22 protein-coding genes are annotated in these 26,649 nt (G+C 48.8%); 12 read left to right on the top strand and 10 right to left on the bottom strand.

The genetic code is table 11. The features are described from left to right. Window positions 1-8 precede the first annotated feature (8 nt). From Q1V74_RS07100 to ruvA, 4 genes are read left to right on the top strand one after another with little or no spacing between them, the layout of a single operon-like run. Window positions 9-248: a helix-turn-helix domain-containing protein gene (locus tag Q1V74_RS07100; protein WP_260649945.1), complete on the top strand. Its 240-nt coding sequence runs from the start codon at window positions 9-11 to the stop codon at window positions 246-248. Between the two features lie 17 nt (window positions 249-265). Further along, a complete protein-coding gene (gene purH, locus Q1V74_RS07095) occupies window positions 266-1,855 on the top strand; it encodes a bifunctional phosphoribosylaminoimidazolecarboxamide formyltransferase/IMP cyclohydrolase (RefSeq protein ID WP_300647690.1) in 1,590 nt (529 codons plus the stop codon). After that, window positions 1,855-2,400 (top strand): crossover junction endodeoxyribonuclease RuvC, encoded by a 546-nt coding sequence (ruvC, locus tag Q1V74_RS07090; protein ID WP_300647689.1) that lies wholly within the window; start codon window positions 1,855-1,857, stop codon window positions 2,398-2,400. Before purH ends, ruvC begins: the two co-directional genes overlap by 1 nt. A 3-nt stretch (window positions 2,401-2,403) precedes the next feature. Further along, window positions 2,404-2,976 (top strand): Holliday junction branch migration protein RuvA, encoded by a 573-nt coding sequence (gene ruvA, locus Q1V74_RS07085; RefSeq protein ID WP_260649948.1) that lies wholly within the window; start codon window positions 2,404-2,406, stop codon window positions 2,974-2,976. On the opposite strand, the gene Q1V74_RS07080 is transcribed toward ruvA, so the two are convergent. Then, window positions 2,965-3,927, bottom strand: coding sequence for a threo-3-hydroxy-L-aspartate ammonia-lyase (locus Q1V74_RS07080; RefSeq protein WP_300647688.1), 963 nt, complete (start codon window positions 3,925-3,927; stop codon window positions 2,965-2,967). The two genes, ruvA and Q1V74_RS07080, sit on opposite strands and share 12 nt — an antisense overlap. A gap of 112 nt (window positions 3,928-4,039) precedes the next feature. Here Q1V74_RS07080 and ruvB point away from each other — a divergent pair, with 112 nt between their 5' ends. Beyond that, entirely contained in the window at window positions 4,040-5,098 is a 1,059-nt protein-coding gene (ruvB, locus tag Q1V74_RS07075) for a Holliday junction branch migration DNA helicase RuvB (RefSeq protein WP_300647686.1), read from the top strand. On the opposite strand, the gene recQ is transcribed toward ruvB, so the two are convergent. From recQ to Q1V74_RS07050, 5 genes are read right to left on the bottom strand one after another with little or no spacing between them, the layout of a single operon-like run. After that, window positions 5,087-6,907 carry a DNA helicase RecQ gene (gene recQ, locus Q1V74_RS07070; RefSeq protein WP_260649951.1) on the bottom strand — a complete coding sequence of 607 codons (1,821 nt, stop codon included), beginning with the start codon at window positions 6,905-6,907 and terminating at the stop codon, window positions 5,087-5,089. The genes ruvB and recQ overlap by 12 nt on opposite strands. Before the next feature lie 2 nt (window positions 6,908-6,909). Continuing rightward, on the bottom strand, window positions 6,910-7,803 hold the full coding sequence (locus tag Q1V74_RS07065; RefSeq protein ID WP_300647685.1) for a hypothetical protein: 894 nt from the start codon (window positions 7,801-7,803) through the stop codon (window positions 6,910-6,912). Then, on the bottom strand, window positions 7,804-9,579 hold the full coding sequence (locus Q1V74_RS07060; RefSeq protein ID WP_300647684.1) for a ClcB-like voltage-gated chloride channel protein: 1,776 nt from the start codon (window positions 9,577-9,579) through the stop codon (window positions 7,804-7,806). 3 nt (window positions 9,580-9,582) lie between these two features. Then, a complete protein-coding gene (locus Q1V74_RS07055) occupies window positions 9,583-10,632 on the bottom strand; it encodes a cytochrome d ubiquinol oxidase subunit II (RefSeq protein WP_300647682.1) in 1,050 nt (349 codons plus the stop codon). Then, window positions 10,629-11,969, bottom strand: coding sequence for a cytochrome ubiquinol oxidase subunit I (locus Q1V74_RS07050; RefSeq protein ID WP_300647681.1), 1,341 nt, complete (start codon window positions 11,967-11,969; stop codon window positions 10,629-10,631). Before Q1V74_RS07050 ends, Q1V74_RS07055 begins: the two co-directional genes overlap by 4 nt. A 110-nt stretch (window positions 11,970-12,079) precedes the next feature. Here Q1V74_RS07050 and Q1V74_RS07045 point away from each other — a divergent pair, with 110 nt between their 5' ends. The 4 genes from Q1V74_RS07045 to minE all read left to right on the top strand — a co-directional run bounded on the left by Q1V74_RS07045 (window position 12,080) and on the right by minE (window position 15,822). Further along, the gene (locus Q1V74_RS07045) at window positions 12,080-13,837 is read left to right on the top strand and encodes a glutamine--tRNA ligase/YqeY domain fusion protein (RefSeq protein WP_300647679.1); all 1,758 of its coding nucleotides are present in this window, start codon (window positions 12,080-12,082) and stop codon (window positions 13,835-13,837) included. 43 nt (window positions 13,838-13,880) lie between these two features. Then, complete coding sequence (gene minC / locus Q1V74_RS07040) at window positions 13,881-14,591, top strand: septum site-determining protein MinC (protein WP_300647677.1); 711 nt, start codon at window positions 13,881-13,883, stop codon at window positions 14,589-14,591. A gap of 149 nt (window positions 14,592-14,740) precedes the next feature. Next, complete coding sequence (gene minD, locus Q1V74_RS07035; protein WP_300647675.1) at window positions 14,741-15,556, top strand: septum site-determining protein MinD; 816 nt, start codon at window positions 14,741-14,743, stop codon at window positions 15,554-15,556. A 2-nt stretch (window positions 15,557-15,558) separates the two neighbouring features. Further along, the gene (gene minE / locus Q1V74_RS07030) at window positions 15,559-15,822 is read left to right on the top strand and encodes a cell division topological specificity factor MinE (protein ID WP_300647673.1); all 264 of its coding nucleotides are present in this window, start codon (window positions 15,559-15,561) and stop codon (window positions 15,820-15,822) included. 62 nt (window positions 15,823-15,884) lie between these two features. Here minE and Q1V74_RS07025 read toward each other — a convergent pair whose 3' ends face one another. Then, on the bottom strand, window positions 15,885-16,112 hold the full coding sequence (locus Q1V74_RS07025) for a glycine zipper 2TM domain-containing protein (protein ID WP_260649961.1): 228 nt from the start codon (window positions 16,110-16,112) through the stop codon (window positions 15,885-15,887). Window positions 16,113-16,250: 138 nt separating this feature from the next. Then, a complete protein-coding gene (ettA, locus tag Q1V74_RS07020) occupies window positions 16,251-17,927 on the bottom strand; it encodes an energy-dependent translational throttle protein EttA (protein WP_300647670.1) in 1,677 nt (558 codons plus the stop codon). 85 nt (window positions 17,928-18,012) lie between these two features. Between ettA and Q1V74_RS07015 the strand changes: the two genes are divergently transcribed. Next, on the top strand, window positions 18,013-18,486 hold the full coding sequence (locus Q1V74_RS07015; RefSeq protein WP_300647668.1) for a hypothetical protein: 474 nt from the start codon (window positions 18,013-18,015) through the stop codon (window positions 18,484-18,486). On the opposite strand, the gene Q1V74_RS07010 is transcribed toward Q1V74_RS07015, so the two are convergent. Then, window positions 18,455-19,450, bottom strand: a complete 996-nt coding sequence (locus Q1V74_RS07010; RefSeq protein ID WP_300647666.1) for a glycosyltransferase family 2 protein — start codon at window positions 19,448-19,450, stop codon at window positions 18,455-18,457. The genes Q1V74_RS07015 and Q1V74_RS07010 overlap by 32 nt on opposite strands. Window positions 19,451-19,622: 172 nt before the next feature. Then, the gene (locus Q1V74_RS07005; protein ID WP_260649965.1) at window positions 19,623-19,751 is read right to left on the bottom strand and encodes a hypothetical protein; all 129 of its coding nucleotides are present in this window, start codon (window positions 19,749-19,751) and stop codon (window positions 19,623-19,625) included. A 127-nt stretch (window positions 19,752-19,878) separates the two neighbouring features. On the opposite strand from Q1V74_RS07005, the gene uvrA reads away from it, so the two are divergent. Continuing rightward, complete coding sequence (gene uvrA / locus Q1V74_RS07000) at window positions 19,879-25,446, top strand: excinuclease ABC subunit UvrA (RefSeq protein ID WP_300647664.1); 5,568 nt, start codon at window positions 19,879-19,881, stop codon at window positions 25,444-25,446. A 6-nt stretch (window positions 25,447-25,452) separates the two neighbouring features. Continuing rightward, window positions 25,453-26,568: an aminodeoxychorismate synthase component I gene (gene pabB, locus Q1V74_RS06995; RefSeq protein WP_300647662.1), complete on the top strand. Its 1,116-nt coding sequence runs from the start codon at window positions 25,453-25,455 to the stop codon at window positions 26,566-26,568. Window positions 26,569-26,649: the final 81 nt, after the last annotated feature.

Genomic DNA, 26,649 nt, shown 5'->3' with positions numbered 1-26,649 from the left:
ATAAAAACATGCCCAACACCAATCCTCTAGAGCAATCGGTACGCGAAAGCCTTGAACGCTATTTTGCAGACCTCGGTGACTCCCAACCTCGCGATATCTTAGCGATGGTCATTCATTATGTGGAACGCCCTGTCTTAGAGATCGCTCTAGAAAAAACCAATGGAAACCAATCTAAAGCCGCAGAAATGCTGGGTATTACACGTAGTACCTTGCGCAAAAAACTGCTGGCTCATAATATCCAACCTTAACTCATAGTGTAATCATCATGAAGATCCAAACCGCCCTCTTATCGGTTTCCGATAAAACAGGAATTGTTGAATTTGCCCAAGCCCTCGCCCAACGTGGTGTGCGTTTACTCTCTACGGGAGGCACAGCCAAACTCCTTCAGGAGGCCGGCCTGACCGTCACCGAAGTCGCCGACCACACTGGCTCGCCCGAAATCCTTGATGGCCGTGTCAAAACCCTGCACCCGAAAATCCATGGCGGTTTACTGGCGCGTCGTGATGACCCACAACACCTCAGCACCTTAGAGCAACATCAAATCGACCGTATTGATATGCTCGTAGTCAATCTCTACCCTTTCCGTGAAACCATTGCCAAAGCGGACTGTACCTTTGCTGACGCGGTAGAAAATATCGATATTGGTGGCCCAGCCATGTTACGCGCTGCTGCCAAAAACCATGGCACAGCAGCTGGTGGGGTCACAGTCATTATTGATCCAAACGATTATGAACGTGTGCTCAACGAAATCGATGCGCACGGCATGACCTCTTATGGTTTACGCCTTGAGCTCGCCACCAAAGTCTATGCCCATACGGCCGCCTATGATGGCGCGATTGCTTCCTATCTCAGCAGTCTTAACACTAAAGAACCAGCCCAAGACCAAAGCCCTGATCGTAATGAGTGGCCCCAAACGCTAACACTACAAGTTCAACAACACCAAATCATGCGCTATGGGGAAAACCCACACCAAAGCGCTGCCTTTTATCGTGACCCCCAAGTAGGTGCCGGCCTGTTAGCTAACTACGAACAACTACAAGGCAAAGCCCTGTCTTACAACAACATTGCTGATGCCGATGCTGCTTGGGAATGTGTGCGTAGTTTTGAAACGGGTGCATGTGTGATTGTGAAGCATGCGAATCCCTGTGGCGTTGCCCTTGGCGAAACTGCCGCTAAAGCCTACCAAAATGCGTTTAAAACCGATCCCACCTCTGCATTTGGAGGCATTATTGCTTTTAACCAAACGGTGGATTCCGCCGCAGCCAATGCTGTGTCTCAACAGTTTGTCGAGGTCTTATTAGCCCCTGACTACACCGAGGAAGCCCTCGCGATTTTTGCTGAAAAGAAAAACGTACGAGTACTCAAAGTAAAATCTGGTCAGGCTCATAATCCCTTTGACATCAAACGCGTAGGGGGGGGCTGGTTAGTACAAACTCCTGATACCTATCGCGATAATAGCGACGCTTTTAAAGTGGTCAGCGAAAAACAACCCACTACAGAGCAAATGCAAGACATGTTGTTCGCCTGGAATGTAGCAAAATACGTGAAATCCAATGCTATTGTGTTCTGCGGCCAGGGGATGACCTTAGGCGTGGGCGCTGGACAGATGAGCCGCGTCGACTCTGCACGTATCGCTTCGATCAAAGCTGAAAATGCAGGGCTCTCTTTACAAAACTCAGCGGTGGCTTCCGACGCGTTCTTTCCTTTCCGTGATGGGCTGGACGTGGTCGCTGACGCCGGTGCAACATGCATTATTCAACCTGGCGGTAGCATTCGTGATGACGAGGTCATTGCCGCAGCCAATGAGCGCGATCTCGTGATGGTATTTACGGGTACACGCCACTTCCGCCACTAATGCGCATTTTAGGCATAGACCCCGGCCTACGAAAAACAGGATTCGGGGTCATTGACGTCCATGGGTCGCAGCTGACTTATATTGCTAGCGGCACCATCGTGGTGCCCACAGAACAGCGGCTCGCGGCCCGCCTACAGGTTATCCTTGATCACATCCGCGAGATTGCCGCCTTACATCAGCCCACGCATAGCGCTGTAGAAAATGTATTCGTCAACATGAACCCCCACTCTACTTTATTATTAGGCCAGGCCCGTGGTGCGGCACTTTGTGCCTTGGCCGATAGTGGATTAGAAGTCTATGAATACACCGCCCTGCAAATTAAAAAAACCATCGTCGGTCGAGGGCATGCAGATAAAGCACAGGTACAACATATGGTACAACACTTACTACGTCTTAACGGCACCCCAGCCCCTGACGCAGCCGATGCTTTAGCTTGTGCCATCTGCCATGCGCATCACTACCCGCTACAACAACAGCTGCAAACTCAACAACACGTCTCCCCACACCTTACGCGCACCCGTGGTGGGCGTTTTATCGGAAAGTAAATCATGATTGGTCGTATTACTGGCATCCTTATTGAAAAAAACCCACCTACCATTTGTGTGGATGTAAACGGTGTGGGCTATGAGATGGACGTCCCCATGAGCACGCTTTATGATCTGCCTGATACTGGTGCTAAAGTCTCTCTTTATACTCATTTAAGTATCCGAGATGATGCTCATGTGCTTTTTGGGTTTGGCAATGCTAACGAACGTCGTACATTTAGAACCCTTATTAAAGTCAGCGGCATTGGTCCCAAAACAGCCTTAGGCATTTTGTCCGGCTTGTCTATTGACGAGCTTACCGCCGCTATTCAAAACCAAGATATCGCCCTCCTGACCAAAGCCCCAGGTATTGGTAAAAAAACCGCCGAGCGTATGATTCTTGAGTTACGCGATAAGCTTCAAGGCAATACCACTATCACTCCCACAGCAAGCTCGGACCAAAGCGATATTCTCAATGCATTACTGGCCTTAGGCTATAACAACACCGAAGCCAACAAAGTCATTAAAAAACTGCCTGCCGATATTGCTGTTTCCGAAGGAATTCGCCAAGCCCTACAGCTACTATCAGGTCGTTAGCAACTGTGCATACTGGGTTAAATCAACATTACCACCACTGACAACAACCCCCACTCGCTTACCCTGCAGCGGCAGCGCGCCAAACAAAGCGGCAGCTGCACCTAAACAACCCGTTGGCTCTACTACGATTTTCATACGCTCCGCAAAAAACTGCAGGGTTTTGATGAGCTGAGTATCCGTCACCGTCAATACCCCTTTCGCATATTGCTGAATGAGCGAGAAGGTAAGCGGTGACAACGCGGGCGTTAGCGCCCCATCTGCAATAGAATTCGGATAATCCACCCGTACAATCTGCCCCTGCGCCAAGGACTGCTGAGCATCATTACCCCCTTCTGGTTCCACCCCATACACTGCTGTAGCTGGGCTCAAAGCATGTGCAGCCAACAAAGACCCTGATAACAACCCGCCTCCGCCTAAAGGCACCAGCAACACATCCATATCGGGAACTGTTTCGAGCAGCTCTTTTACTGCCGTACCCTGACCCGCGATCACATGAGGATGTGAAAAAGGAGGAATTAAGGTCATTCCTTCTTTTTCTACAAACTCTTGCGCCATTTGCTCTCGATCCTGCGTAAAACGGTCATACTCAATAACCCGTGCTCCATACGCTAAAGTCGCTGCTTTTTTAGCAGCAGGCGCTGTGGCTGGCATAATAATCGTGGCCGGCACCTGAAACAACTGGGCAGCTAACGCCACCGCTTGGGCATGGTTTCCCGATGAAAAAGCAACCCCCCCCCGCTGACGCTGTTCAGAGTTAAGCTGAGCTAAAGCGTTATAACCGCCCCTGAACTTAAATGCCCCGATCCGCTGAAAATTCTCACATTTAAAAAAAACCTCAGCACCTAATTGTTGATTTAAGGTTCGCGAACTCAACACAGGGGTTCGATGCGCGACTTCTTTTAATTGTGCTGCCGCCTGTAAAATGTCTTCATAGCTGGGGATATGCACCATGACTCCTTTAAATAGCCGATAAGCTATCTATTATGCCGCATCTGTGTTTTGACTTTAATCTATCCCCCTAACTGGTGTAAGATAGACTGGATATTTAATCAGCAGGTTATGTATGGCTATTTACTCCGACTCGCTTAGCTCCACTCCCGTACCAGAACGAGTGGTAACTGCCGCTCCTCTCTCTCCTAACGAGGAATCCATCGAGCGTGCCCTACGCCCTAAGGCCTTAAATGACTATGTGGGTCAGCACCGCGTGCGTGAGCAGCTGGAAATTTTTATTACTGCTGCTAAACGCCGTGGCGAATCCCTAGACCATGTGCTGCTCTTTGGCCCCCCTGGACTAGGCAAAACCACGTTGGCTCATATTGTGGCGCAGGAAATGGGAGTGCAGCTGCGCCAAACCTCGGGGCCTGTCTTAGAACGACCTGGGGATTTAGCAGCTATCTTAACCAGCTTAGAGCCACACGACGTACTATTTATTGATGAAATCCATCGGCTCTCTCCTGTGGTCGAGGAAATCCTCTACCCCGCCCTAGAAGATTTTCAAATTGATATTCTAATCGGCGAGGGTCCGGCTGCCCGCAGTGTCAAAATCGACTTGCAGCCATTTACGCTTGTTGGTGCTACTACCCGCGCTGGCATGCTCAGCAACCCATTACGCGATCGTTTTGGTATTGTCTCCAGACTCGAGTTCTACTCGATTGCCGATCTACAACATATTGTGACGCGCAGCGCCCAGCTTTTACAGGTGGAATGTGTTCCCGAAGGCGCTCTGGAGATAGCCAAACGTTCCCGCGGTACCCCACGCATAGCAAACCGACTATTACGGCGGGTTCGCGATTATGCTGATGTAAAACATAACGGTGTAATTGATGCCCATTGTGCTGCTCAAGCACTCTCTATGCTCGAGGTCGACCCTTTAGGCTTAGACTTAATGGATCGCAAACTACTTGAAACCATTGTGCATAAATTTAACGGTGGTCCTGTAGGCGTAGACAGTCTGGCCGCTGCCATTAGCGAAGAGCGCGACACCATCGAGGACGTGATTGAGCCTTATTTAATCCAACATGGTTTTTTACACCGCACCCCTCGCGGTCGGGTCGCTACGCCAAGCACATGGACGCACCTTGGGCTGACACCACCTCGGTCCACACCTGACTTATTCGACTAGGGCTTGCTCATAAGCATCCAAACACGCCAACACGGCTTCCCCATAAGCCGCTAGCTTACGTGCGCCAATACCTGAAATGCGCCCGAGCTCATTAAGCGTAGCGGGGCGTAATAGCGCCACCTCTTTGAGTGTGGCATTATTAAAAATAATATAGGGTGGCACCTCGTGCTCTTTTGCTACCTGCGCGCGCCACTGGCGCAATCGCTCAAAGCAGGCTTGAGCCACAGGCGGTAACTGCTCCTCTTGCGGGCGCGATGCCCCCACGGGTTTAGTATGTGAATCTTTGCGCAACATAACAGCGCGCTCCCCCTTGAGCACAGCGCGACTATGCTCTGTTAGGGTTAAGGTACCAAACTGATGTGCCTGAACCTCGATAAGCTTATACGCAATCAGTTGCCGCAAGATCCGGCGCCACTCTTTGACACTCAGATCCGCCCCCACGCCAAATACTGATAAAGCCTGATGCCGATTCTGCTGAACGCGCTCTGTTTCTCGGCCACGTAAAATATCAATCACATGCCCTGCCCCATAGGCTTGGCCACATTCTCGCCATAAACGATAAATAGTCGATAGCAACTTTTGCGCCGCTACCGTACCATCCCACGTTTGCGGAGGATCTAAACAGACATCGCAATTACCACAAGGCTCGATTGGCTGCCCAAAATAATCCAAGAGTAATTGACGACGGCAAGTAACCGTTTCACACAGCCCTAGCATGGCATCAATTTTACGGGCTTGATTACGCTGATGTTGGACATCGCCATTGGATTCTGCCACCATACGATGAAGCTGCACCACGTCTTGTAAGCCATAAGCCAACCATGCGGTAGCAGGCTCCCCATCCCTGCCGGCACGCCCTGTTTCCTGATAATAGCCCTCGATGGATTTAGGTAAATCAATATGTGCTACAAAACGCACATCCGGCTTATTTACCCCCATACCAAAAGCAATGGTCGCGACCATTACCACCCCGTCTTCACGTAAAAAACGGCTTTGATGGGCTGCCCGCTGCTCCGCTGGTAGCCCCGCGTGGTAGGCCAATGCCGAAACCCCATGACTTTGTAAAAAGGCAGCAGTCTCCTCGACTCGATTACGCGACAACGCATACACAATACCGCAGTCTCCCCGATGATACTGTTGGATAAACTGCAATAACTGCTTTCTTACCTCGGTTTTTTCAACAATGTGATAACTGATATTTGGACGATCAAAACTCGCCACAAAATGCGGGGCCTGCTCTAAATGCAGCCGCTGCGCAATCTCTGTACGCGTTTCCGCCGTCGCTGTCGCCGTCAAAGCGATGCGAGGCACATCGGGCCAACGTTGAGCTAAAAACGATAAGCCTAAATATTCCGGCCTGAAATCATGCCCCCATTGCGATACGCAATGCGCTTCATCGATCGCAAATAATGCAATGTGCCCGCGCGCCAACATATCTAAACAGCGATCCGTTAACAACCGCTCTGGCGCCACATAAAGCAGGTCAAGCTCACCTGCTAAAAATTGCTTTTCTACTTGACGCGCAGTTTGCCAGTCTTGGGAGGAGTTTAAATACGCAGCGCGCACACCGAGCTCGGTCAAGGCATCAACCTGATCCTGCATCAGCGCAATGAGTGGTGAAACCACCACCCCAGTGCCAGCGCGTACCAAAGCCGGAATCTGATAACACAGGGATTTACCCCCACCTGTAGGCATGAGCACCAGCGCATCGCCACCCGCAATCACATGCTGAATAATGGTGTGCTGCTCACCACGAAAAGCCTCGTAGCCAAAGACCTGTTGCAAAGTGCGTAAAGCAGGATCAGACATAATTAAAAAATGGGTAGGGAAAATCGTAATCCCATATTATAGTCGCCACTATGAGTTTGGCGCTGTGCATCCACATCGATACGTAGATTTGGGCTATACCAAAACTGCTGACTTAGACCAAAGGTATGTTGACTATGTCCTAATCGCGGCGCCGTGCTGGCATAGCTGGCGCCTAGTTTTCCCCAGCGCCCAGCATCCCACTGCAAATCAACCGCATGCTTGTCTTGCGAAGCTGTATAACCGTGGTTCTGATGTTGCAACAGATCACTAAATAGCCCCTTGTAACTTTCCGATTGCAGTCCCACCGCGAGAGTATCGGCGACTTGCAGCTGGTATCGCCCCTGGTAACGCCAACCCTTACCCTCTTGGTGATGGCTTTGCACCACATTCAGCGCACCGATACCCATAAGACCAAAATCATAACGCCCCCCTAGGCCCAGTTGCTCATACCCCTCAGCACGCTGATATAAACCATCCAGAGATAAAGAAGGAGAGATCTTGACATCTACCCACGCACGACCAGCACCACTGCCATACTGAAAAGACGTCACGGTTGGTTTTTTATCCACGGCTCCAAACGCAGCACCGTAACGCCACTGTACATGTTGCCCCAACCACCCAGAAGTCTGATCCGCAATACTTACCCCACCTAAAGGCACAGAGGCCAAACCTGAAATTAACTTAGGACTATAGTTACCAAGAACAAAACGCACCGCGCTCGTGGACTGATAGCGCCACGTACCCTGACCCACATGCCACTGCTGGGCGGCTTGCTCAGAAACCTGTGGGGCAATAGACAAACGTAGCGGCTGCGCGGGGCGAGGCTGAGCGCTGATCCCCGTGCTCATACCGACTAGCACGAAATAAGCCACCCATCGCCATTGTATTTGTCGCATTTATCGATTCAAGCTAATTAAAGCCTCGCTGGTTGCATCAAGAGAACGCTTTAAGGCGGAATATTTCTCGAGCAAAGCCGATTTATACACCACACCGATTAAACGCGGTTCGGCCACGCTACGCACCACCGGCAAGCGCTCACCTACAAAATCCACAAACTGTGCTTGCGCCTGATCCAAACGCATATCTGGAGTTAATGTTTTAACATAATCTAATTGCAGGAGCTCACCAATAGACTGCTCTTTGACATCATTGTGGTTTAATACCAAACGCATTAGCTCTGGTTGAGCAATCACTCCTAAATAATAGTTTTTTTCATCAACAACATAGATAAAGCGAACCGGGTAATCAAAGAACATCTGCAACGCATCAGCTACTGTTGCAGTAGTAGCTAAAACCGTATCTGCCGGACGCACAAGCTCACTTAACTTAGTATTACGCAACGTAAAGCGCAGCAACTGGTCGCGCTCGCGATTAAGCGTGACATCGTACATGGCTACCTCGGCAAGCGTACGCGACATAAAATAAGCCGTTACCGCCGCAATAATCAATGGCAAAACCAACTGATAACTCAGCGTCATTTCAAATAGCATCAAAATGGCCATCAGTGGTGCACTGGTAGCCGCCCCCAAAAATGCGCCCATGCCCACTAGGGTATAAATCGCTATATCAATGGTCAAAGCGGGAAAAATGCCATGCACCAATTGCCCAAACAAGGTGCCCACAGCAGCGCCTACAAACAAAGCGGGCGTAAATACCCCACCTACCGCTCCAGAGCCAACTGTAATCGTTGTTGCAAACACCTTGGCAAATAACATCAACACAATGGCATACCATGACCAAGAATCAAATAAAAAAGAACGAACAACGCTGTAGCCATTACCGGCCACGTCTGGGATCATGATCAACAAGAGTCCCAACATAAACCCGCCTACCGTTAATCTAGCAACTAAAGGCAAACCACTGCGTACAAACACCCGTTTCATTAGGTTTAAAAGTTTTAAGAACCCGGGAGCCACCACCCCAATCATGATCCCTAACACCACAAAAAGTATGATCTCCCACCCTATCGAACCGGATAAATCTAGCATCTGATACGGGGCTTGGTAATGCCCAGAAAGCCGCATGGTAATATTCGCCGTGGCTGAGGCAATCAACAAAGGACCCAACGTATGAATACTCATGGACCCCAGAACAATTTCCGCCACAAAAATCGCCCCAGCTAAAGGGGCTCCATACGCCGCCGCCACCCCTGCTGCAGCACCACAGGCCACCAGTAAACGCAAACGTTCTGGTTTGATGAAAATAAAACGCCCAAACAACGAGGCGGCTAATGAAGACAAATGAATCATCGCCCCCTCTCGCCCAATGGCCCCCCCTGAGGCGACGGTACACAAGGACGATAAGGACCGTAATAGACCTTGGCGTAATGACATACGACCATCGCCAATGACTACGGCCTCCATGTAATCGGAAGCCGTACTGGCTTTTTTACGCCCCGCCAACCAAAGTAATACCCCAGCCGCTAATCCCCCGAGTGTGGGAAATAATAGCCGCATATCCCAGCTTAAGGCTCGCGTGACTTGGGTAATCCCTCCAGATTGTCCTGTTACTACCCGCTGGATTAAATAAATACCCTCATAAAATAGCTGGACAACCCAAGCTCCTAATACCCCCATTATGACCGCCCAGCAAAGCATCGCTGGCGTATCTGACAACCAATGCCATTTACGCACCCGCTGTCGTGTCAAACGAAGGTATTTTTTATATGGCATACATTACACTTTAAAATCAGGCGGAGTAGGTGGTCGAGACACGCCAAACATTCGCCAATACACCCAAATCGTGAATAACACCAAAAAGGGCAAGGCAATCAGGCTAATGTTCCAAAGTAATACCAAGGTTGTCTGATCCGCCGCTGCATCCCAGATCGTGATCTGATCCAGTACCAAGAAAGGAAATAAACTAAACGCCAGACCTATTAAAACGGCTAAAAAAATAATGAGCGTCAATAAAAAAGGGAGCACAGTACTGCGCACACTCTCATTGATTAAGCGCTGTAAATTCATTTCAATGATAACAAAACCCAATAAGATGGACACCCACAGTGCTAAAACCGCTAGGCGCGGTGCACCCTCACTCCATTTCAATAACACACCCGGATTGGCCAAGGCCAGTACTACCGAGGCCGCTATTGCCCCCGCCGCAAACCACCGTACTGCTCGTCGTCCCCACAACACAGCTCTGATACGCAGCTCCCCCGTTTCGCGCATGACTAACCAAGCCGCTCCCAACAACACATACGCCGCCACCGCACAAAAGCCCATAAACCAAATAAACCAGTTGTAGCCTGTGCCGCTTTGATAGTTAATGACGACTTTGGCTAGCAACAAGCCATGAGAGAACGCTGTGATCAGCGAGCCCACCGCAAAGCCCAACTGCCACCACGGCTGCTGCTCAGCCGGCGCACGTAGACGCAACTCAAAACAAAGTGAACGGGCCATCACTCCCAACGCTAATAACATCAAGGGCAAATGCAACTGTCCCATCACACTGCCCCACGCATGCGGAAACACTAACGCAAAAACCCCTAATCCCAAAAACAACCAAAACTCATTGGCATCACGCCAAGGGCTCAATAGAGCCATCATCCGTGGACGTAGGCTCTCTGGGGCAACCAATGACAAACAGCCTACTCCGATATCAAAACCATCTAATAAGGTGCCCGCAATAATCGTAATAAACAACAATCCTAAAAACACCAAAGGCAACCAAAAGGCCGGGTCTGTCGCTGAGACCCCTAGCGCTAACGCTAAATCTGTGATCATGCCCGCCCCCTATGTCTTGCCACAGCCACCACCCCATAACGAGCTACCGAGCGCACCAGAGCAATAAAACCAATAGTCAACAAGCCATATACCAACCCATAAGCAATAAAACTCACTACCGTAGGTAAGAGCTGATGTTGAGCATAAATTTCATTTAGCGTGATGGTTTGTCCAACCACAAAAGGTAAGTTCCCGAAGAGCTGATACATTAGCCCCGCCACCCACAGAATGGGACCTAACCATCCCCCATAAATCATTAACGCTTTAATACGCGGTGTTAATGCACTCGGATCGTAATGACGGGTTAAACCCAAACGCCACCCCACAGTCAGTAAGGCTAGCATCCCCAGACCGGCAAGCATCGCCACACGCACCGCTATAAAAACCCATAAAACGGGAGGACTCATACCCGCGACCTGATCCAAACCTAATAACATGCCATCCGCATCCTGACCTAACCACATTTGACCACGCTGGTTCAAGCCTATGCTCCAATGATTACTTAAGTCTGCCGGCGAAGGCCAAGCAATAAGTAACCAGCTCGGCACCGAGTCTGACTGCCAGTAAGCCATCGCGGCCGCTGCTTTAATAGGCTGATGCTCTGCAACCATATGGCCATTACCAACAAAAGCCACCAACAACCCCACCCAAGCCACCGAGCCCACATAGACCGCTAGCTGAAAAACACGCCGCTCCCCTTCGCCAAGTGGGCGACGCACAGAGCGTAGTGCTAATACCGCCATCATCAGGCACGCAACCATGGCAAAACTTGCCGTAATAAACAACAAGCCATACCATAACAGGCTTGGATTAGCGATCACTTGCAACCAATGGCTGACCTCGTAATTGCCGTCCACCCACTTTACTCCTGTGGGGGTATGCATCCAGGAAACCAAAGCAATCAAACATGCCGCCACACCGCTATAGCCTAAAGCAACCAAGAACACTACCGCTGCATGAAGCCAATCAGCAAGCTGACGCTGAGCAAACAGCATCAGCCCAAGTAAACCGGCTTTTAAAACCAGCGCACCTAGCAGCGCGACAGCTAATAGTGGACTACTCACGGCATGGATTTTTGCAAACAGTGTTGGCCACAAGCTGCCAAGTTGAATGAAGACTGGCATACTAGAGGCAAAGCCCAGCAAAAATGCCAAAGCAAAAATCCGCACCCAAAATCGATACATAGGTAGCCACAACAACTGTTGTTCACCTATAGCTCGAAGCCGTAAATAAAACAGCAGCCATGACAGCCCTAAGCTCATACCAAAGAATATGGTCATAAAGCTCAAGCTGCCAAAAAACTGCAACTGGGAAAACCAAAGTGCGGAATAGGTCATAATAGGCGCTAAATCTACGTTATTTTGTTTTTCTTGCTATAAACATTAAGTCTAACCACAATACGTGGCAAAATAGACCATTATCCAATTATTTATTCGTTTTTTTGCGTATGAGCACTGCATCTACCACTCCTCCCGTATCGAATTTTTTACGGAATATTATTGACCAAGATCTAAAAAACCAGCGTCATGCGACGAAATTGTGGGCAGGTCGTCCCGGCCCAGCAGCCATACAATCTACCGGTCAGGTAGATACAGCACGTATACGCACTCGCTTTCCCCCTGAGCCCAACGGTTATTTACACATTGGTCACGCCAAAAGTATTTGTTTAAACTTCGGACTCGCCGAAGACTACGGTGGCGCATGCCACTTACGCTTTGATGATACGAACCCAGAAAAAGAAGAGCAAGAGTATGTTGACGCCATTATTGATATGGTGCAATGGCTCGGCTACGACTGGAAGTATCAAAACGAAGACAATTTATACTTTGCCAGCGACTACTTTGGCTATATGTACGAGTTTGCTGAAGCCCTTGTACAAGCCGGCTATGCCTATGTCGACGAGCAAACCCCTGAGCAAATTCGTCAAACGCGTGGAACACTCACAGAAAAAGGTACAAATTCGCCTTGGCGTGATCGACCAGCAGAGGAATCGTTACAGTTGCTGCGTGAAATGCGCGATGGCAAACATCCTGATGGCAGTCTCTGCTTGCGCGCTAAAATCGATATGGCTTCGCCCAATATCAATATGCGTGACCCAGTGATGTACCGTATTCGACATACTGCACATCACCGTACCGGTGACCAATGGTGTATTTACCCCATGTATAGCTGGGCTCACCCGGTAGAAGACGCGCTCGAAATGATCACGCACAGCATTTGCACGCTGGAATTCGAAGACCAACGCCCTTTTTACAATTGGATCTTAGAGCGTTTACGCGATCTGGGTTTTTTTACGGACCCATTACCCCAGCAGTACGAATTCGCACGTCTATACCTAAGCTATGTGGTCACTAGCAAACGCAAACTACGCCAGCTTGTAGAGGAAAAACACGTAGACGGTTGGGATGACCCGCGCTTACCAACCCTGGCGGGGCTGCGTCGCCGTGGCTATACTCCAGAAGCCATTCGCTTATTCTGTGATCGCATTGGGGTCTCCAAGGCCGATTCACGCATAGATTACAGTGTTCTTGAACAGGCCTTGCGTGATGACCTGGATCCCAAAGCACCACGTAGCGTTGCTGTGCTAGACCCAATTAAACTCGTACTAACCAATTTCCCCGAAGACAAAGAGGAAATATGTTACGCCCCCGTGCATCCACATAATCCCGATGCTGGCAAGCGCGAGTTCCCGCTCACACGCGAGCTCTGGATTGAGCGCGATGACTTCCGCGAGGAACCCGTTAAACGTTATTTCCGCTTATTCCCTGGTAATACAGTACGACTTAAGTACGGTTACATTATCCAATGCACGGGCTTTGAAAAAGACGAAAACGGTCAAGTAACAACCGTCTATGCCGAATACCTTCCCGACACCAAAAGCGGCACTCCTGGCGCCGACTCCGTTAAGGTCCGAGGCAATATCACTTGGGTCAGTGTCAAACACGCTATTGCGGCGGAAATCCGCCTCTATGATCGTCTCTTTACCGATCCTCATCCCGATGTTGGCGATAAGGACTTCCTGCAGCTCATCAACCCTAACTCCATGCAAGTGGTGCAAGGGTGGGTAGAGCCTGGCTTAGTAGCCACCCCAGACGCTCATTGGCAGTTTGAGCGGCTTGGCTACTTTGTGGCAGACCGGGAGCTCTCCACACCGGAAAAGCCGGTGCTTAATCGTACTGCCACATTAAAAGATAACTGGAGTTAACCACACAAGGGGCCATGGCCCCTTTATCATAATTGGGTATGACGTGAACGCACCAACAACTCGTAAAGGCCCTCAGGCTCTAGATATTAAAAGCGCAACCATCTACACCGTACGACTTGTACTACATAGCGCTAACACCAGCGAATTACTCGAAGCGTTACAGCAACGCATGGAAGGCGCCGGCGCTTTTTTCCAAGGTGAGCCGGTAGTCATTGATTGCTCAGCAATCATGGACCCCATTGAATGGGAGCCTCTATTACAAGCCTTACGACATTATCAGCTACATCCAATTGGGGTCACAGGCTCTACTGAGCAAGAACAAGCCGCTGCTCAACATGGTTTAACTGCGGTGGAGCTCTCTTTGGCCAAAGCCGCGATCGAAATCCCCGAGCCGGAGCAAACGCCACCCTCCCCCGTTACCCCAGCCCCACTCATTTTGCATCAAAACCTACGCTCAGGACAGCGCTTTGTGGCTCCCGAAGGCGACCTGATTGTGATTGGTATGGTTGGACACGGCGCAGAAATTATTGCCACTGGTAACATTAGCGTCTATGGGCCACTACGCGGCAAAGCCATAGCCGGCGCAAATGGTAATACGAATGCGTGGATTAGCACGACCGAGTTTGAGCCCGAGCTCATCGCTATTGCAGGGGTCTATAGTGTTATTGAAGACTTACATACTAACCCCCACCACAAAAAGCCTGTGCTCATTCAGCTAGAGGGGGACTCCTTAAAATTTGAGCCATTAGGTTAATAGATGTTAATACGTCTTGCACTCCAGCGCAGATCATGCGAGGGTATAACTTTTACACATTGGTCTAATCACTTTCATAGTGCTTTTTGCTTTTATTTTTTATAATAATAAACACACATGAACCGAAACGATAAAGGATACATAACATCATGGCGCGAATAATTGTGGTGACCTCTGGCAAAGGTGGTGTGGGCAAAACCACAACCAGTGCTAGCTTTGCTTCCGGCCTAGCGATGCGCGGCCACAAAACCGTAGTCATCGACTTTGATGTCGGTTTACGTAACCTGGATTTAATCATGGGTTGTGAACGACGGGTCGTTTACGATTTCGTTAATGTCATCCAAGAGGAAGCCAGCTTAAATCAGGCTTTAATTCGCGATAAAAATCTTGATAACCTTTTTATTCTACCGGCATCACAAACACGCGATAAAGACGCCCTAACCAAAGAAGGGGTAGCCAAAGTCCTCAATGACCTAAAAGAAATGGGCTTTGAATATATTGTTTGTGACTCCCCCGCAGGCATAGAGACCGGTGCCTTGATGGCCTCCTACTTCGCTGACGATGCAATTGTGGTTACTAACCCTGAAGTCTCTTCAGTACGTGACTCTGATCGTATCTTAGGAATACTTTCCGCTAAATCCCAACGTGCCGAAAATAGCGATACTCCCATTAAGGAATACTTGCTAATTAGTCGCTACAGCGCCAAACGAGTCCTAGCCGGTGAAATGTTATCCTTACAAGACATAGAGGATATTCTTCGCATTAAACTCATTGGGGTAATTCCAGAATCCGAAGACGTTCTTCATGCTTCCAACCAAGGCACTCCTGTGATTCACCTTGAAAACAGTCCTGCAGCTCAGGCCTACGAAGATGTGGTTGCTCGCTATTTAGGCGAAACTCGCCCCCTACGCTTTGTAGAATACGAAAAACCCAGCTTTCTTAAGCGCCTCTTCGGGGGTAAATAATTATGTCTCTGCTCTCCTTTTTTACGGGCAAGAAAAAAAACACTGCTAGCGTCGCCAAGGACCGCCTACAACTGATTCTTATTAATGAACGCGGCCAAGGTGGGGTCAGTCCCGACTATTTGCCTCGCCTCCAAAAAGAGCTCATTGAGGTCATCTCACGCTACGTCAAAATCGAGCCGAATGACATTCAAGTCAATGTTGATCGACAAGATGCTCTCGAAGTGCTCGAAGTTAAAATCGAGCTACCACCCCACTTGCAAAAATAAATCGTATAAAAAACCCCATCTGGTAACCACCAGATGGGGTGCTTGTCTTGATACCTTGAAGCCTATTGGCGCTTGCCGATTTGGTCACCTACAACGCCACCAATCGCCGCACCACCAACAGTACCCAATACGCTTCCTCCGCTAATAGCCGCACCAGCGACCCCACCTACGCCAGCTCCTGCCGTTGCTCCTTTTTGACGCGAGCTCATACTGTCCCATGTTGAGCAACCCGCCATCACAAAGCACAAAGCAGTAGCAGACAAAGCTTTTAATGTGGTCGATCGTTTCATAATGTACTCCTTAGCATGATTCAATTCCATTACCTTTACCATACCTCTGGCCTACTATAGACTCAAGCCAGTAATTGCATATTTCTGTTAATGGCCGCAAAAAATGTAACAGCCACATAAAGTGGCTGTCTACTAATATTATTTAAGTGGTTTATAACGAATCCGCTTAGGCTGGGCGGCGTCCTCGCCAAGTCGACGACGCTTATCTTCCTCGTATTCCTGGTAGTTCCCGCTAAAGAACTCCACGTGAGAGTCCCCTTCAAAGGCAAGAATATGAGTGGCGATACGATCTAAGAACCAGCGGTCATGGCTGATGACTAATACACTACCGGCGTACTCTAATAGCGCATCCTCAAGCGCACGTAAGGTTTCTACGTCTAGGTCGTTAGAGGGCTCGTCCAAAAGTAAAACATTACCCCCAGAAGCGAGTGTTTTTGCTAAATGCAAACGACCTCGCTCCCCACCAGAAAGCTTACCCACAATTTTATTTTGATCTGCACCACGGAAATTAAAACGACCAATATAAGCACGAGCAGGGATTTCAAAACGCCCTACTTGTAAAATATCTGAACCGCCTTCGGATATGGCCTCAAAAACAGTTTTATCCGCAGGTAAAGAGGAGCGAGACTGATCTACATAAGCCAACTGTACGGTTTGACCAATTTTAATTTCCCCCTGATCCGGCTGCTCTTGCCCAGCAATCATTCGGAATAAAGTGGACTTACCCGCACCGTTTGGTCCGATAATCCCAACAATGGCACCAGGGGGAATCGTAAAGCTCAAATCATCAATTAATAAGCGATCGCCGTAACCCTTTGAGACGTTTTTAAACTCGATGACTTCATTACCAAGACGCTCTGCCACGGGAATAAAAATCTCTTGGGTCTCATTGCGACGCTGATAATCATGGGAGGCAAGCTCCTCGAACCGATTCAAGCGCGCTTTAGACTTGGCCTGACGACCTTTCGGGTTTTGACGTACCCACTCCAGCTCTTTACGGATCGTACGCTGACGTGCCGACTCTTGAGCCTCCTCTTGCTTTAAGCGATTTTCTTTTTGCTCTAACCAGGAGCTATAGTTACCTTTCCATGGAATCCCATGCCCACGGTCTAGCTCCAAAATCCACTCTGCGGCATTATCTAAAAAGTAACGATCGTGAGTAACAGCTACCACCGTACCCGGGAATTTACTCAAAAACTGCTCTAACCAATGCACACTTTCCGCATCAAGGTGGTTAGTTGGTTCATCGAGTAACAACATATCAGGTTTGGATAACAATAACTGACACAGAGCCACACGACGCTTTTCCCCCCCAGATAGATGCCCAATCACTGCATCCCAAGGAGGCAAACGTAATGCATCAGCGGCAATCTCCATCTGGGTATCCGTGTCATCACTTCCACTTGTGGCCGCGGCGGCAATAATGGCCTCGAGCTCGGCTTGCTCTGCTGCCAACGCATCAAAATCCGCATCGGGTTCAGCATAAGCCGCATAAACCTCATCTAAGCGCTGCCGCGCCTCAAAGACCTCGCCTAAGCCAGCCTCTACAGCTTGGCGCACGGTTTGGTTGGGATCCAACTCGGGCTCTTGAGGCAGGTAACCAATTTTAATCCCGGGCATCGGGATGGCTTCGCCATCGATTTCTTTGTCTACACCTGCCATAATACGAAGCAAGGTGGATTTACCGGATCCATTTAACCCCAATACGCCAATTTTGGCACCGGGGAAGAAAGATAAAGAAATATCGCGTAGAATTTGACGCTTGGGTGGCACAGTTTTGCCAACCCGATTCATGGTGTAAACGTATTGGGCCATAGATACCTAAATAGGATTAATAAGGCTATAAGTACATAGCATCGCAAAAAAGCGACTTCATTATAATTGAGAACTGCCAAGCAAAATGACTGATACCCCAGCACTAGTATTTAGTACCGATGACATCGATTTATTAGCCCGTACCGCCGATGCACTCAGTGCCTATTTGGGCAAGCCGGTCTTAGTTGAGCTGGTGGATGCCAGTGAAACCGGTTTTGAATGGGCTATATTTGCTATACCCCTAGATATTAACGAAGATGATACAGATATTCCAGTCGTACAAATTGGTGGGGCTAAAGCTCGCTTATTAGGTAGCCAGGGCGGCTTTAAGGTCAATGAAAATGAAACCTATAGCTGTCGTTTCATGTGGGCAATTCAACGTAGTGATATCGAATCCATCAAGTACATCAAAATTAATCACGAGGGCGACGAAAATGCTTGGGGAGAAACCCTTCAGGAAATTTTGCCCTTTGATTTAAGCACAGACCCACTTGCAGACGAGAACGAAGCGAGTACCCACTTAGCTTTTATGCAACCCGCTTCCGATCAGCGTCACTAGGTCTTCCCCCCATGTGGAGCTTATCTCTCAAAAAAAGCAATAACCCAAATGGGGCTGTCGCTACGACCAAAGCAATAGCCCCTAGCCCATGCAACCGATAGCCATGAGGACGAGCTATGGATTGATCCCTCATGTGTAGTGCAAAGCGTGTGTATCTCATACCCGCTTTGATAAACGCCACAGGTTTGTAATGAAACCAGGGCAAGCTATCCACAACCGTATCATAGGCCAACAACCACAATCCTAAAGCATGAGTAGCAGCATTATTTTTTCCTTGTCGAGATAAAGAATCGCTACTATCGTGATACACCCTGTACACCTGATTGACAAATCGTGTCAGATAACCAGCTCGCGCCATGCTCCGCCACACAAGGCTTTCGGGAACAAAACCTTCAATATTCTCTGGAAAAGGAAAGCGCTGCAAAACAGCAGTGCTTAAGCAGCCAAACTTTTCACCGGTTACACCAAACTTGAATTGAATATCTAAAGGGTTAGCATCCAGTACATCGTAAGGATACATATCCCCTACAATATTTCCTTCGGGCGTTTTACATAACCCCGTGACAGCGACAAAACGCTCACGCTCTTTTTGGGGGATCTCTTTCCATGTGCGCGCCATGTCATACAACGCATTGGCTTCTAAGCTATCATCACTATCTAAGGCTACCACCAGTTCACCCTGAGCCATACGCACGCCACGATTAAAAGCCGCTTTTTTATGTTGATTCGGCTGCCAAACATAGTGGATAGGGAAAAGGGCTTCTTGTTGCCACTGCTGAATGCGTTTTTTTGTATGATCTGTGGACCCGTCATCCACGACCACCCACTCGAAATCTTGAAATGTCTGCTCGCATAGCGATTCATACACACGTTGTAACGTATGTGCTCGATTATACGTTGGCGTTAAAATCGTAAACTGATAACGCCACGCTGGGGGAACATAGGAGGCAGATCTCCAAGGCATTAACGCAAATCTCCTCAAAAACAACAAATTCACAGCAGTAATTCATCATAGACGAAAAAAAACCACAGATCATAAATCTGTGGTTTTTATTGCCTTAATTACAATTGGTAGTTGTTTTTTATGCGTTGCTTAAACACGACAACAAAAACTGTTACCCTTATTTTTAGTGTAATTAAGCACGCTTCACTTTTTCAAGCATTTTAAAAACGCTTTTGGGGGAACGTGCATATAAGCGTTTAAAAGCTTTACCTAAGCAGCGACGCTCTAGGGTGTTGCGGCTTGTGCGTTTGATTTCAGCCATGAAACTCTCCGATACATAAACAAAGCTAAGAATTATACAAGTAACCTTAGCTACACATACAATAGATTTTAGCTCATCCCATCTTATATACCAAATATCTATTTTTTCAGCTCCTCACGCTATTACTATGAGTTCTCAAATTCGCATTTTCGGCGCGCGCCAAAACAATCTCAAAAACCTGAATGTGCATTTTGATACAGGAAAAATCACTGTACTAACTGGTGTATCCGGTTCAGGCAAATCCTCTCTGGCCTTTGATACGCTCTATGCCGAAGGGCAGCGTCGTTATGTGGAAACATTTTCTCCTTATGCCCGCCAGTTTTTGGATCGCATGGATAAGCCCCAAGTCGATCGTATCGAAGGAATTTTACCGGCTATTGCTATTGACCAAGTAAACCCCGTACGCAACTCGCGTAGTTCCGTTGGCACCATGACAGAGCTCAATGACTACTTTAAGCTCCTCTATGCCCGACTCAGCCACCTTCACTGCCGACAATGCGGTCAACCAGTTCACGCCGAAGATGCACAGCGTATCGCTCAAACCTTAAAAAAGCGCTGCTTAACGCAAGATCCTCGTTTGGTTATCACTTTTGCTGTGGATGTACCAAGTAATTTCAGCGAAGAAGAAATCAAACAATTTTTAGAGCAACAAGGCTACACTCGCCTGCACGAACCACAGCACACGTCCTCAAAAAAATCTAAATCAGCCACCCAACGTTTATACGTTATTCAAGATCGTTTCCGCTTAAGCCGTGCTGAGCCTAGCCGTGTGATGGAGGCCCTAGACGCCGCCCTACATTATGGCAATGGCCATCTTAGTGTGTTTGCTCTGGATGAGGAAAAAAAAGAGCAGGAGTGGTCTTTTAGCGCCGGCCTTCACTGTGCTACCTGCGATATTGATTACAGTGCCCCCCAACCCAGCACTTTTTCTTTTAACTCCCCATTGGGAGCCTGTGAGACATGTAAGGGTTTTGGGCGTGTGATGGGAATTGATTACGGTTTAGTTATTCCTGACGAAAGCAAAAGCTTACTCGAAGGCGCCATTAAACCATGGCAAACCGACTCAAACCGTGTGCACCAAAAAGACCTAGAGCGGTATGCGAAACAAGCTGCTATTCGTTTGGCGGTACCATGGCAGCAGCTTAGTCAAGCAGAAAAAGACTGGGTGATTTACGGTGACCCCGAGTTTAAAGGTGGAGCACGTGCTTGGAAGCAACAGTGGTACGGTGTCGCTCGCTACTTTGACTGGCAAGAAACCCGAGCCTACAAAATGCACGTCCGTGTCATGCTATCTAAGTATCGCAGCTATACCACTTGCCCCAGCTGTCGGGGCTCGCGATTAAAAGCCGATGCTCTATTGTGGCGGTTGGGTCAACACACGCATGCCCATGATCCACAACCCTATACCCGCTTTATGCCCGTAACAGCAGAATGGAGCCAAGAGCAACTCAACCAGATGCCGGGGTTGCATATTCATGACTTAATGCGGCTTCCTATCGAATCGGTACGCACCTTTTTCCAACAGCTCCGTTTTGATGGTGAGCTTAACGCCGCCACCCAGCTCTTACGAGAGGAGATCAACACTCGACTTGGTTTTTTATGCGAGGTAGGCCTTGGCTATTTATCCTTAGACCGCCAAAGCCGCACCCTTTCTGGGGGTGAGGTTCAGCGCATCAACCTTACCACCGCTTTGGGCACATCATTGGTCAACACGCTGTTTGTTTTAGACGAACCCTCTATCGGCTTACACCCACATGATATGCACCGTATCGTCCAGATCATGCAACGCCTACGTAATAATGGCAATACGCTCGTCGTTGTAGAGCATGATCCGCAAGTCATGGTGGCCGCCGATCGCATCTTAGACATTGGGCCTGGGCCAGGTAAGGCTGGGGGGCATATTTTATTCGATGGCTCACCAGCAGCACTACGCCACGCCTCTACTCTCACCGGAGACTACCTCAGTGGTAAAAAGCAAATTACCGCTCCGCACCCTCAGCCGGTAAAAACGACTACACCGCGCTTAACTCTTACTGGCGTGCGTGCCCATAATCTCAAAAATATCACGGTGGATTTTCCATTAGAGCGCCTCGTTTGTGTCACTGGCGTCTCTGGCTCTGGTAAATCCACCCTTATCCAAGATGTTTTATACCCAGCCTTACTTAAACATTTTGGCGAGGCTACCGAAGCACCTGGCGATTTTGATTGCTTAGTCGGTGCGGATCAAATAGCCGAAGTCGTAATGGTAGATCAATCCCCTATTGGTCGCACCGCTCGCTCTAACCCGGCTAGTTATGTCGGTGCCTTTGATGCCATACGTAAGCTCTTTGCCCGCGCCCCTTTAGCCATAGAGCGCGATTATAAGCCTGGCACATTTAGCTTTAATAGTGGCGCAGGACGATGTCCCACTTGTGGGGGCACAGGCTTTGAGCATATCGAAATGCAGTTTTTATCGGATGTTTACTTACGCTGCCCCGATTGCGATGGTAAGCGTTTCCGCCCCGAGATATTAGAAATTCGCCTAGAGCATTTAGGCCGAAACGCATCCATTGACGAGGTCTTAGACATGACCGTTGATGAAGCCATCGATTTTTTTGCCGGCTTACAAGATGTGCAGCGAGGCTTAGCACCTCTTGCTGATGTGGGCTTGGGGTATTTAACTTTAGGGCAGCCGGTTCCCACCCTTTCTGGTGGCGAAGCGCAACGCTTAAAACTGGCAGGCTATTTAGCCGAAGCCGCAAAAAGCCGCTTAAGCCGCGCTAAAGTTGTAAAAAAAGGAAAGCTGTTCCTATTTGATGAGCCCACGACGGGTTTGCATTTTGATGATATTGCTAAACTCATGCAAGCCTTTCGTAAACTCTTAGCCGCGGGACACTCGCTCATTGTCATTGAACATAATCTGGATGTGATCCATGCTGCAGACTGGGTGATCGACCTAGGCCCATATGGGGGTACGGCTGGGGGAGAAGTTGTGGCATGCGGTACCCCACAAGCCCTATTAGAGAACACTCATTCCCTAACTGGAAATGCTTTAAAAACCTATCAACAGCAACTTATCGGCACAACCATAGAAACGGAAGTTACCGAACCAGCTCTCCCCTATAATGCCAATGCGCATCCTGCCATTCAAATTCTTAATGCTCGCGAACACAATTTAAAAAACATTCAGGTATCGATCCCTAGGGATACATTTACCGTAATTACCGGCGTATCCGGCTCTGGCAAATCCACCTTAGCCTTTGATATTTTATTTAACGAGGGACAGCGACGTTATTTGGAGTCACTCAATGCCTATGCGCGCTCCATTGTCCAACCTGCTGGCCAACCCGACGTAGATGCCATTTATGGTATTCCCCCTACCGTAGCCATTGAGCAACGCACAAGTCGAGGCGGCTATAAGTCTACCGTCGCTACCACAACAGAAATCCACCATTTTTTGCGTTTACTCTACGTCAAACTCGGCACACAAATGTGTCCAGCTTGCCATGTTCCTGTGCAACCCCAAAGCCCCGAGCAAATTACAGCGCAATTACTCCGAGACTATAAAAATCAAACTATTCACATCTATGCACCCCTTATTGTGGCGCGCAAAGGCTACTATACCGATTTAGCAAAATGGGCTCATACCAAAGGCTATACTCACCTACGCGTGGATGGGGAGCTTCTGCCAACCGATGCTTGGCCACGTTTAGATCGTTACCAAGAGCATAATATAGAGTTACCGATCGCTGACATTTTAGTTCGAGCTAAAGATGAACAATCGTTACGCCAAGCCATCCATGATGCATTACTACATGGACAGCAAAACATATTGATTGTGCATCAAGATACAGAGCTACGCCTATCTACAGCACGTGCTTGTCCAAACTGTGGTTGTAGCTTTCCCGAACCGGACCCCCGCCTTTTTTCCTATAACTCTAAACACGGCTGGTGCCACAGTTGTTTTGGAACCGGTGTCAGTTTAAGCGGCTTTGATGCAGAGCAAAGTGGTGAGGAAAGTAAATGGTTACCGGATGAAGACGAAACCTCCACCGAAAACAAATGCCCTAGTTGTCATGGACAACGCCTAAATCCGGTTGCACTGGCTTTCCGCTGGCATGATCAAGGCATTGCAAATTTGTCGGCTTTATCGATCGATGATGCTAAGCATTTTTTTCAACAGGTACAACTCAGCCAACGCGAACAAGAGATTGCTCGTGACATACTGAGCGAAATTCAAAACCGCCTCGCTTTTTTACAAGAAGTGGGTTTAGGTTATTTACATTTGGATCGAGCTGCTCCCACCCTATCGGGTGGCGAGGCTCAACGTATTCGACTCGCCGCTCAATTAGGTTCTAATCTGCAGGGCGTCTGTTACGTCTTGGATGAGCCAACCATCGGTTTACACCCACGAGATAACCGTATATTGCTCCAAGCTCTACAGCGCTTGGAACGCAACGGTAACACCCTTGTGGTGGTAGAGCACGATGAAGATACCATTCGTCAAGCTAGCCATATTATTGATATTGGACCCGGTGCAGGAATACGTGGTGGCCAAGTCGTTGCACAGGGCACTTTAGAAGATATTATGCAAAATCCTGACTCACTGACAGGACGCTATCTAAAACATCCCATATCGCACCCCATGCAAGACTACCGACCCGTGACCGACTCGACCCCCGCGCTGCTGGTAGAAAATGCACATCGCCACAACCTACAAAATGTCACCGCTCGTATACCTTTAGAGCGACTTACGGTCGTAACAGGTGTCTCTGGATCAGGAAAATCCACCTTTGCCCGCGAAGTTCTTTTACACAACCTTAAACAAAAACTCGCTCAACCCGAGCAATATATATGGCAATACTGTGAGCGTATACTTGATTGGGAGCAAGTCGATCGCGTACTCGAGGTCGATCAAACACCCATTGGTAAAACCCCACGCTCTTGCCCAGCAACCTATGTCGGGTTTTGGGATGATATTCGTAAGCTCTTTGCACAAACACGCGATGCAAAACTACGTGGCTGGAATGCTTCTCGTTTTTCCTTTAATACCGGTGATGGACGTTGCGCTGAATGTAACGGCCAAGGACTCGTAACCTTTGAAATGAGCTTTTTGCCGGATATCAAAATCCCGTGCGAGCGTTGTCATGGGCAACGATTCAACGACGATACGCTACACGTCAAATGGCAAGGTAAACACATCGGCGAAGTTTTACAAATGGAAGTGGATGAAGCCGTCGATTATTTTGCTTCTCACCCACGTATTTTACGCCCTCTGCAACTACTGCAAGATGTTGGCTTAGGCTATTTAACACTGGGCCAACCATCGCCTACCCTATCCGGCGGCGAAGCCCAGCGGATTAAACTGGTCAGCGAACTCAGTAAAGTTCGCCTTGACGAAGGCCTACATAAAACAGGGCGAGCCTCCCGTCAGCCACACACTTTATACGTACTCGATGAGCCTACAGTAGGGCTTGCTATGGCCGATGTGGAAAAACTCCTGCGGGTACTTCACCGACTTACAGACGCCGGACAAACTGTAGTTGTAATCGAACATAATTTAGACTTAATCGCTGAAGCAGATTGGGTTATTGATATGGGACCCGAAGGCGGTATCCATGGTGGGCAACTTGTAGTTGAAGGGAATGTCCAGACCGTGCAAAATACCTCTTCCTCACATACCGGCCAAGCCCTCACCGCGTTTTTGCAGTCCTAATCCATTATGTTTTGTCGTTTTGAAAACCGTCTGGAGCAAACAGCTTTAACTTTTGCTCAACCTACCACCAAAATCACCGCCTACAATGCGGCAGATTTAGAACAGGCCTGGCGCCGCATTGATACGGCTCACCAGGCCGGCCATTGGGTAGTCCTTGTTTTAAACTATGAGCTGGGAGCGCATCTACTCGCTCTCCCATTTGCTCGCCCCAGCACTACACCTTTACTTAGCGCCTATGTTTTTGCGCAAGCTCACTACACCACACCATGGTTAGCACACCCCTCATCACCAATATCCTTAGAGGCGCAAGCAACCATACGGCGTCACGACTACCTAAAACAAGTCGAATCCATCCAGCGCGGCATTCGCGAAGGCTTGTTTTATCAAATCAACCACACTATTCCTATACAAATCCAATCAACAGCTACCCCGCAACAACTTTACACTCAACTGGCAACAGCACACCCAGTGGAATATGGAGCCTATCTCGAGGATGGTGAGCGCTGTATTCTGTCTTTTTCACCTGAGCTTTTTGTACGGCGGCAAGGCAACACGCTTACTGTCAAACCCATGAAAGGCACGGCTGCCAGACATAACGACCCCGCCCGAGATCAAGCCGCCGCACATCAACTGCGTCATAGTGCCAAAGACATTGCAGAAAACATCATGATCGTGGACTTACTACGTAATGATCTAGGCCGCATTGCAGATACCGGCTCCGTTCAAGTTCGCCAATTACTCAATGTCGAAGCCTATCCTTCCGTTTGGACGATGACCTCTACCATCGAGGCCACCACCTCTCATCGCTCCTTAGCACATTTACTCACCGCTCTTTTCCCTTGTGGCTCGATTACCGGCACCCCTAAAATAGCCGCGATGCAATGCATCCATGAACTTGAACAACGCGAGCGGGGCATCTATTGTGGAAGCTTAGGTTGGTTAGCTCCCAATGGAGACCTACAGCTGAACGTGGCTATACGTACCATAGAGTACACCTCTAAGCAGCACGCACAGTTTGGAGTAGGCGGGGCGATTGTGATTGACTCCGACCCATATCAAGAGTGGGAAGAATGCCTTTGGAAAGCGCGTGTACTAGGCACCCCTATTTCCTATGAGGAATAAGTATGCATAAGCGCTCCCCTGACTTTTGCTTAATTGAAACTATGCGTTTAGAGCGTACTGGGCAAGTTCTACGTCTAGCGT

Source organism: Paenalcaligenes sp. (assembly GCF_030152715.1).
Classification (GTDB): domain Bacteria; phylum Pseudomonadota; class Gammaproteobacteria; order Burkholderiales; family Burkholderiaceae_B; genus Paenalcaligenes; species Paenalcaligenes hermetiae.
This window is presented reverse-complemented; position numbering and strand designations above follow the sequence as displayed.

Coding starts and splice junctions, on each gene's coding strand:
- Q1V74_RS07100 (WP_260649945.1), top strand. CDS start 9: ATGCCCAACACCAATCCTCTAGAGCAATCGGTACGCGAAAGCCTTGAA.
- purH (WP_300647690.1), top strand. CDS start 266: ATGAAGATCCAAACCGCCCTCTTATCGGTTTCCGATAAAACAGGAATT.
- ruvC (WP_300647689.1), top strand. CDS start 1,855: ATGCGCATTTTAGGCATAGACCCCGGCCTACGAAAAACAGGATTCGGG.
- ruvA (WP_260649948.1), top strand. CDS start 2,404: ATGATTGGTCGTATTACTGGCATCCTTATTGAAAAAAACCCACCTACC.
- Q1V74_RS07080 (WP_300647688.1), bottom strand. CDS start 3,927: ATGGTGCATATCCCCAGCTATGAAGACATTTTACAGGCGGCAGCACAA.
- ruvB (WP_300647686.1), top strand. CDS start 4,040: ATGGCTATTTACTCCGACTCGCTTAGCTCCACTCCCGTACCAGAACGA.
- recQ (WP_260649951.1), bottom strand. CDS start 6,907: ATGTCTGATCCTGCTTTACGCACTTTGCAACAGGTCTTTGGCTACGAG.
- Q1V74_RS07065 (WP_300647685.1), bottom strand. CDS start 7,803: ATGCGACAAATACAATGGCGATGGGTGGCTTATTTCGTGCTAGTCGGT.
- Q1V74_RS07060 (WP_300647684.1), bottom strand. CDS start 9,579: ATGCCATATAAAAAATACCTTCGTTTGACACGACAGCGGGTGCGTAAA.
- Q1V74_RS07055 (WP_300647682.1), bottom strand. CDS start 10,632: ATGATCACAGATTTAGCGTTAGCGCTAGGGGTCTCAGCGACAGACCCG.
- Q1V74_RS07050 (WP_300647681.1), bottom strand. CDS start 11,969: ATGACCTATTCCGCACTTTGGTTTTCCCAGTTGCAGTTTTTTGGCAGC.
- Q1V74_RS07045 (WP_300647679.1), top strand. CDS start 12,080: ATGAGCACTGCATCTACCACTCCTCCCGTATCGAATTTTTTACGGAAT.
- minD (WP_300647675.1), top strand. CDS start 14,741: ATGGCGCGAATAATTGTGGTGACCTCTGGCAAAGGTGGTGTGGGCAAA.
- minE (WP_300647673.1), top strand. CDS start 15,559: ATGTCTCTGCTCTCCTTTTTTACGGGCAAGAAAAAAAACACTGCTAGC.
- Q1V74_RS07025 (WP_260649961.1), bottom strand. CDS start 16,112: ATGAAACGATCGACCACATTAAAAGCTTTGTCTGCTACTGCTTTGTGC.
- ettA (WP_300647670.1), bottom strand. CDS start 17,927: ATGGCCCAATACGTTTACACCATGAATCGGGTTGGCAAAACTGTGCCA.
- Q1V74_RS07015 (WP_300647668.1), top strand. CDS start 18,013: ATGACTGATACCCCAGCACTAGTATTTAGTACCGATGACATCGATTTA.
- Q1V74_RS07010 (WP_300647666.1), bottom strand. CDS start 19,450: ATGCCTTGGAGATCTGCCTCCTATGTTCCCCCAGCGTGGCGTTATCAG.
- Q1V74_RS07005 (WP_260649965.1), bottom strand. CDS start 19,751: ATGGCTGAAATCAAACGCACAAGCCGCAACACCCTAGAGCGTCGCTGC.
- uvrA (WP_300647664.1), top strand. CDS start 19,879: ATGAGTTCTCAAATTCGCATTTTCGGCGCGCGCCAAAACAATCTCAAA.
- pabB (WP_300647662.1), top strand. CDS start 25,453: ATGTTTTGTCGTTTTGAAAACCGTCTGGAGCAAACAGCTTTAACTTTT.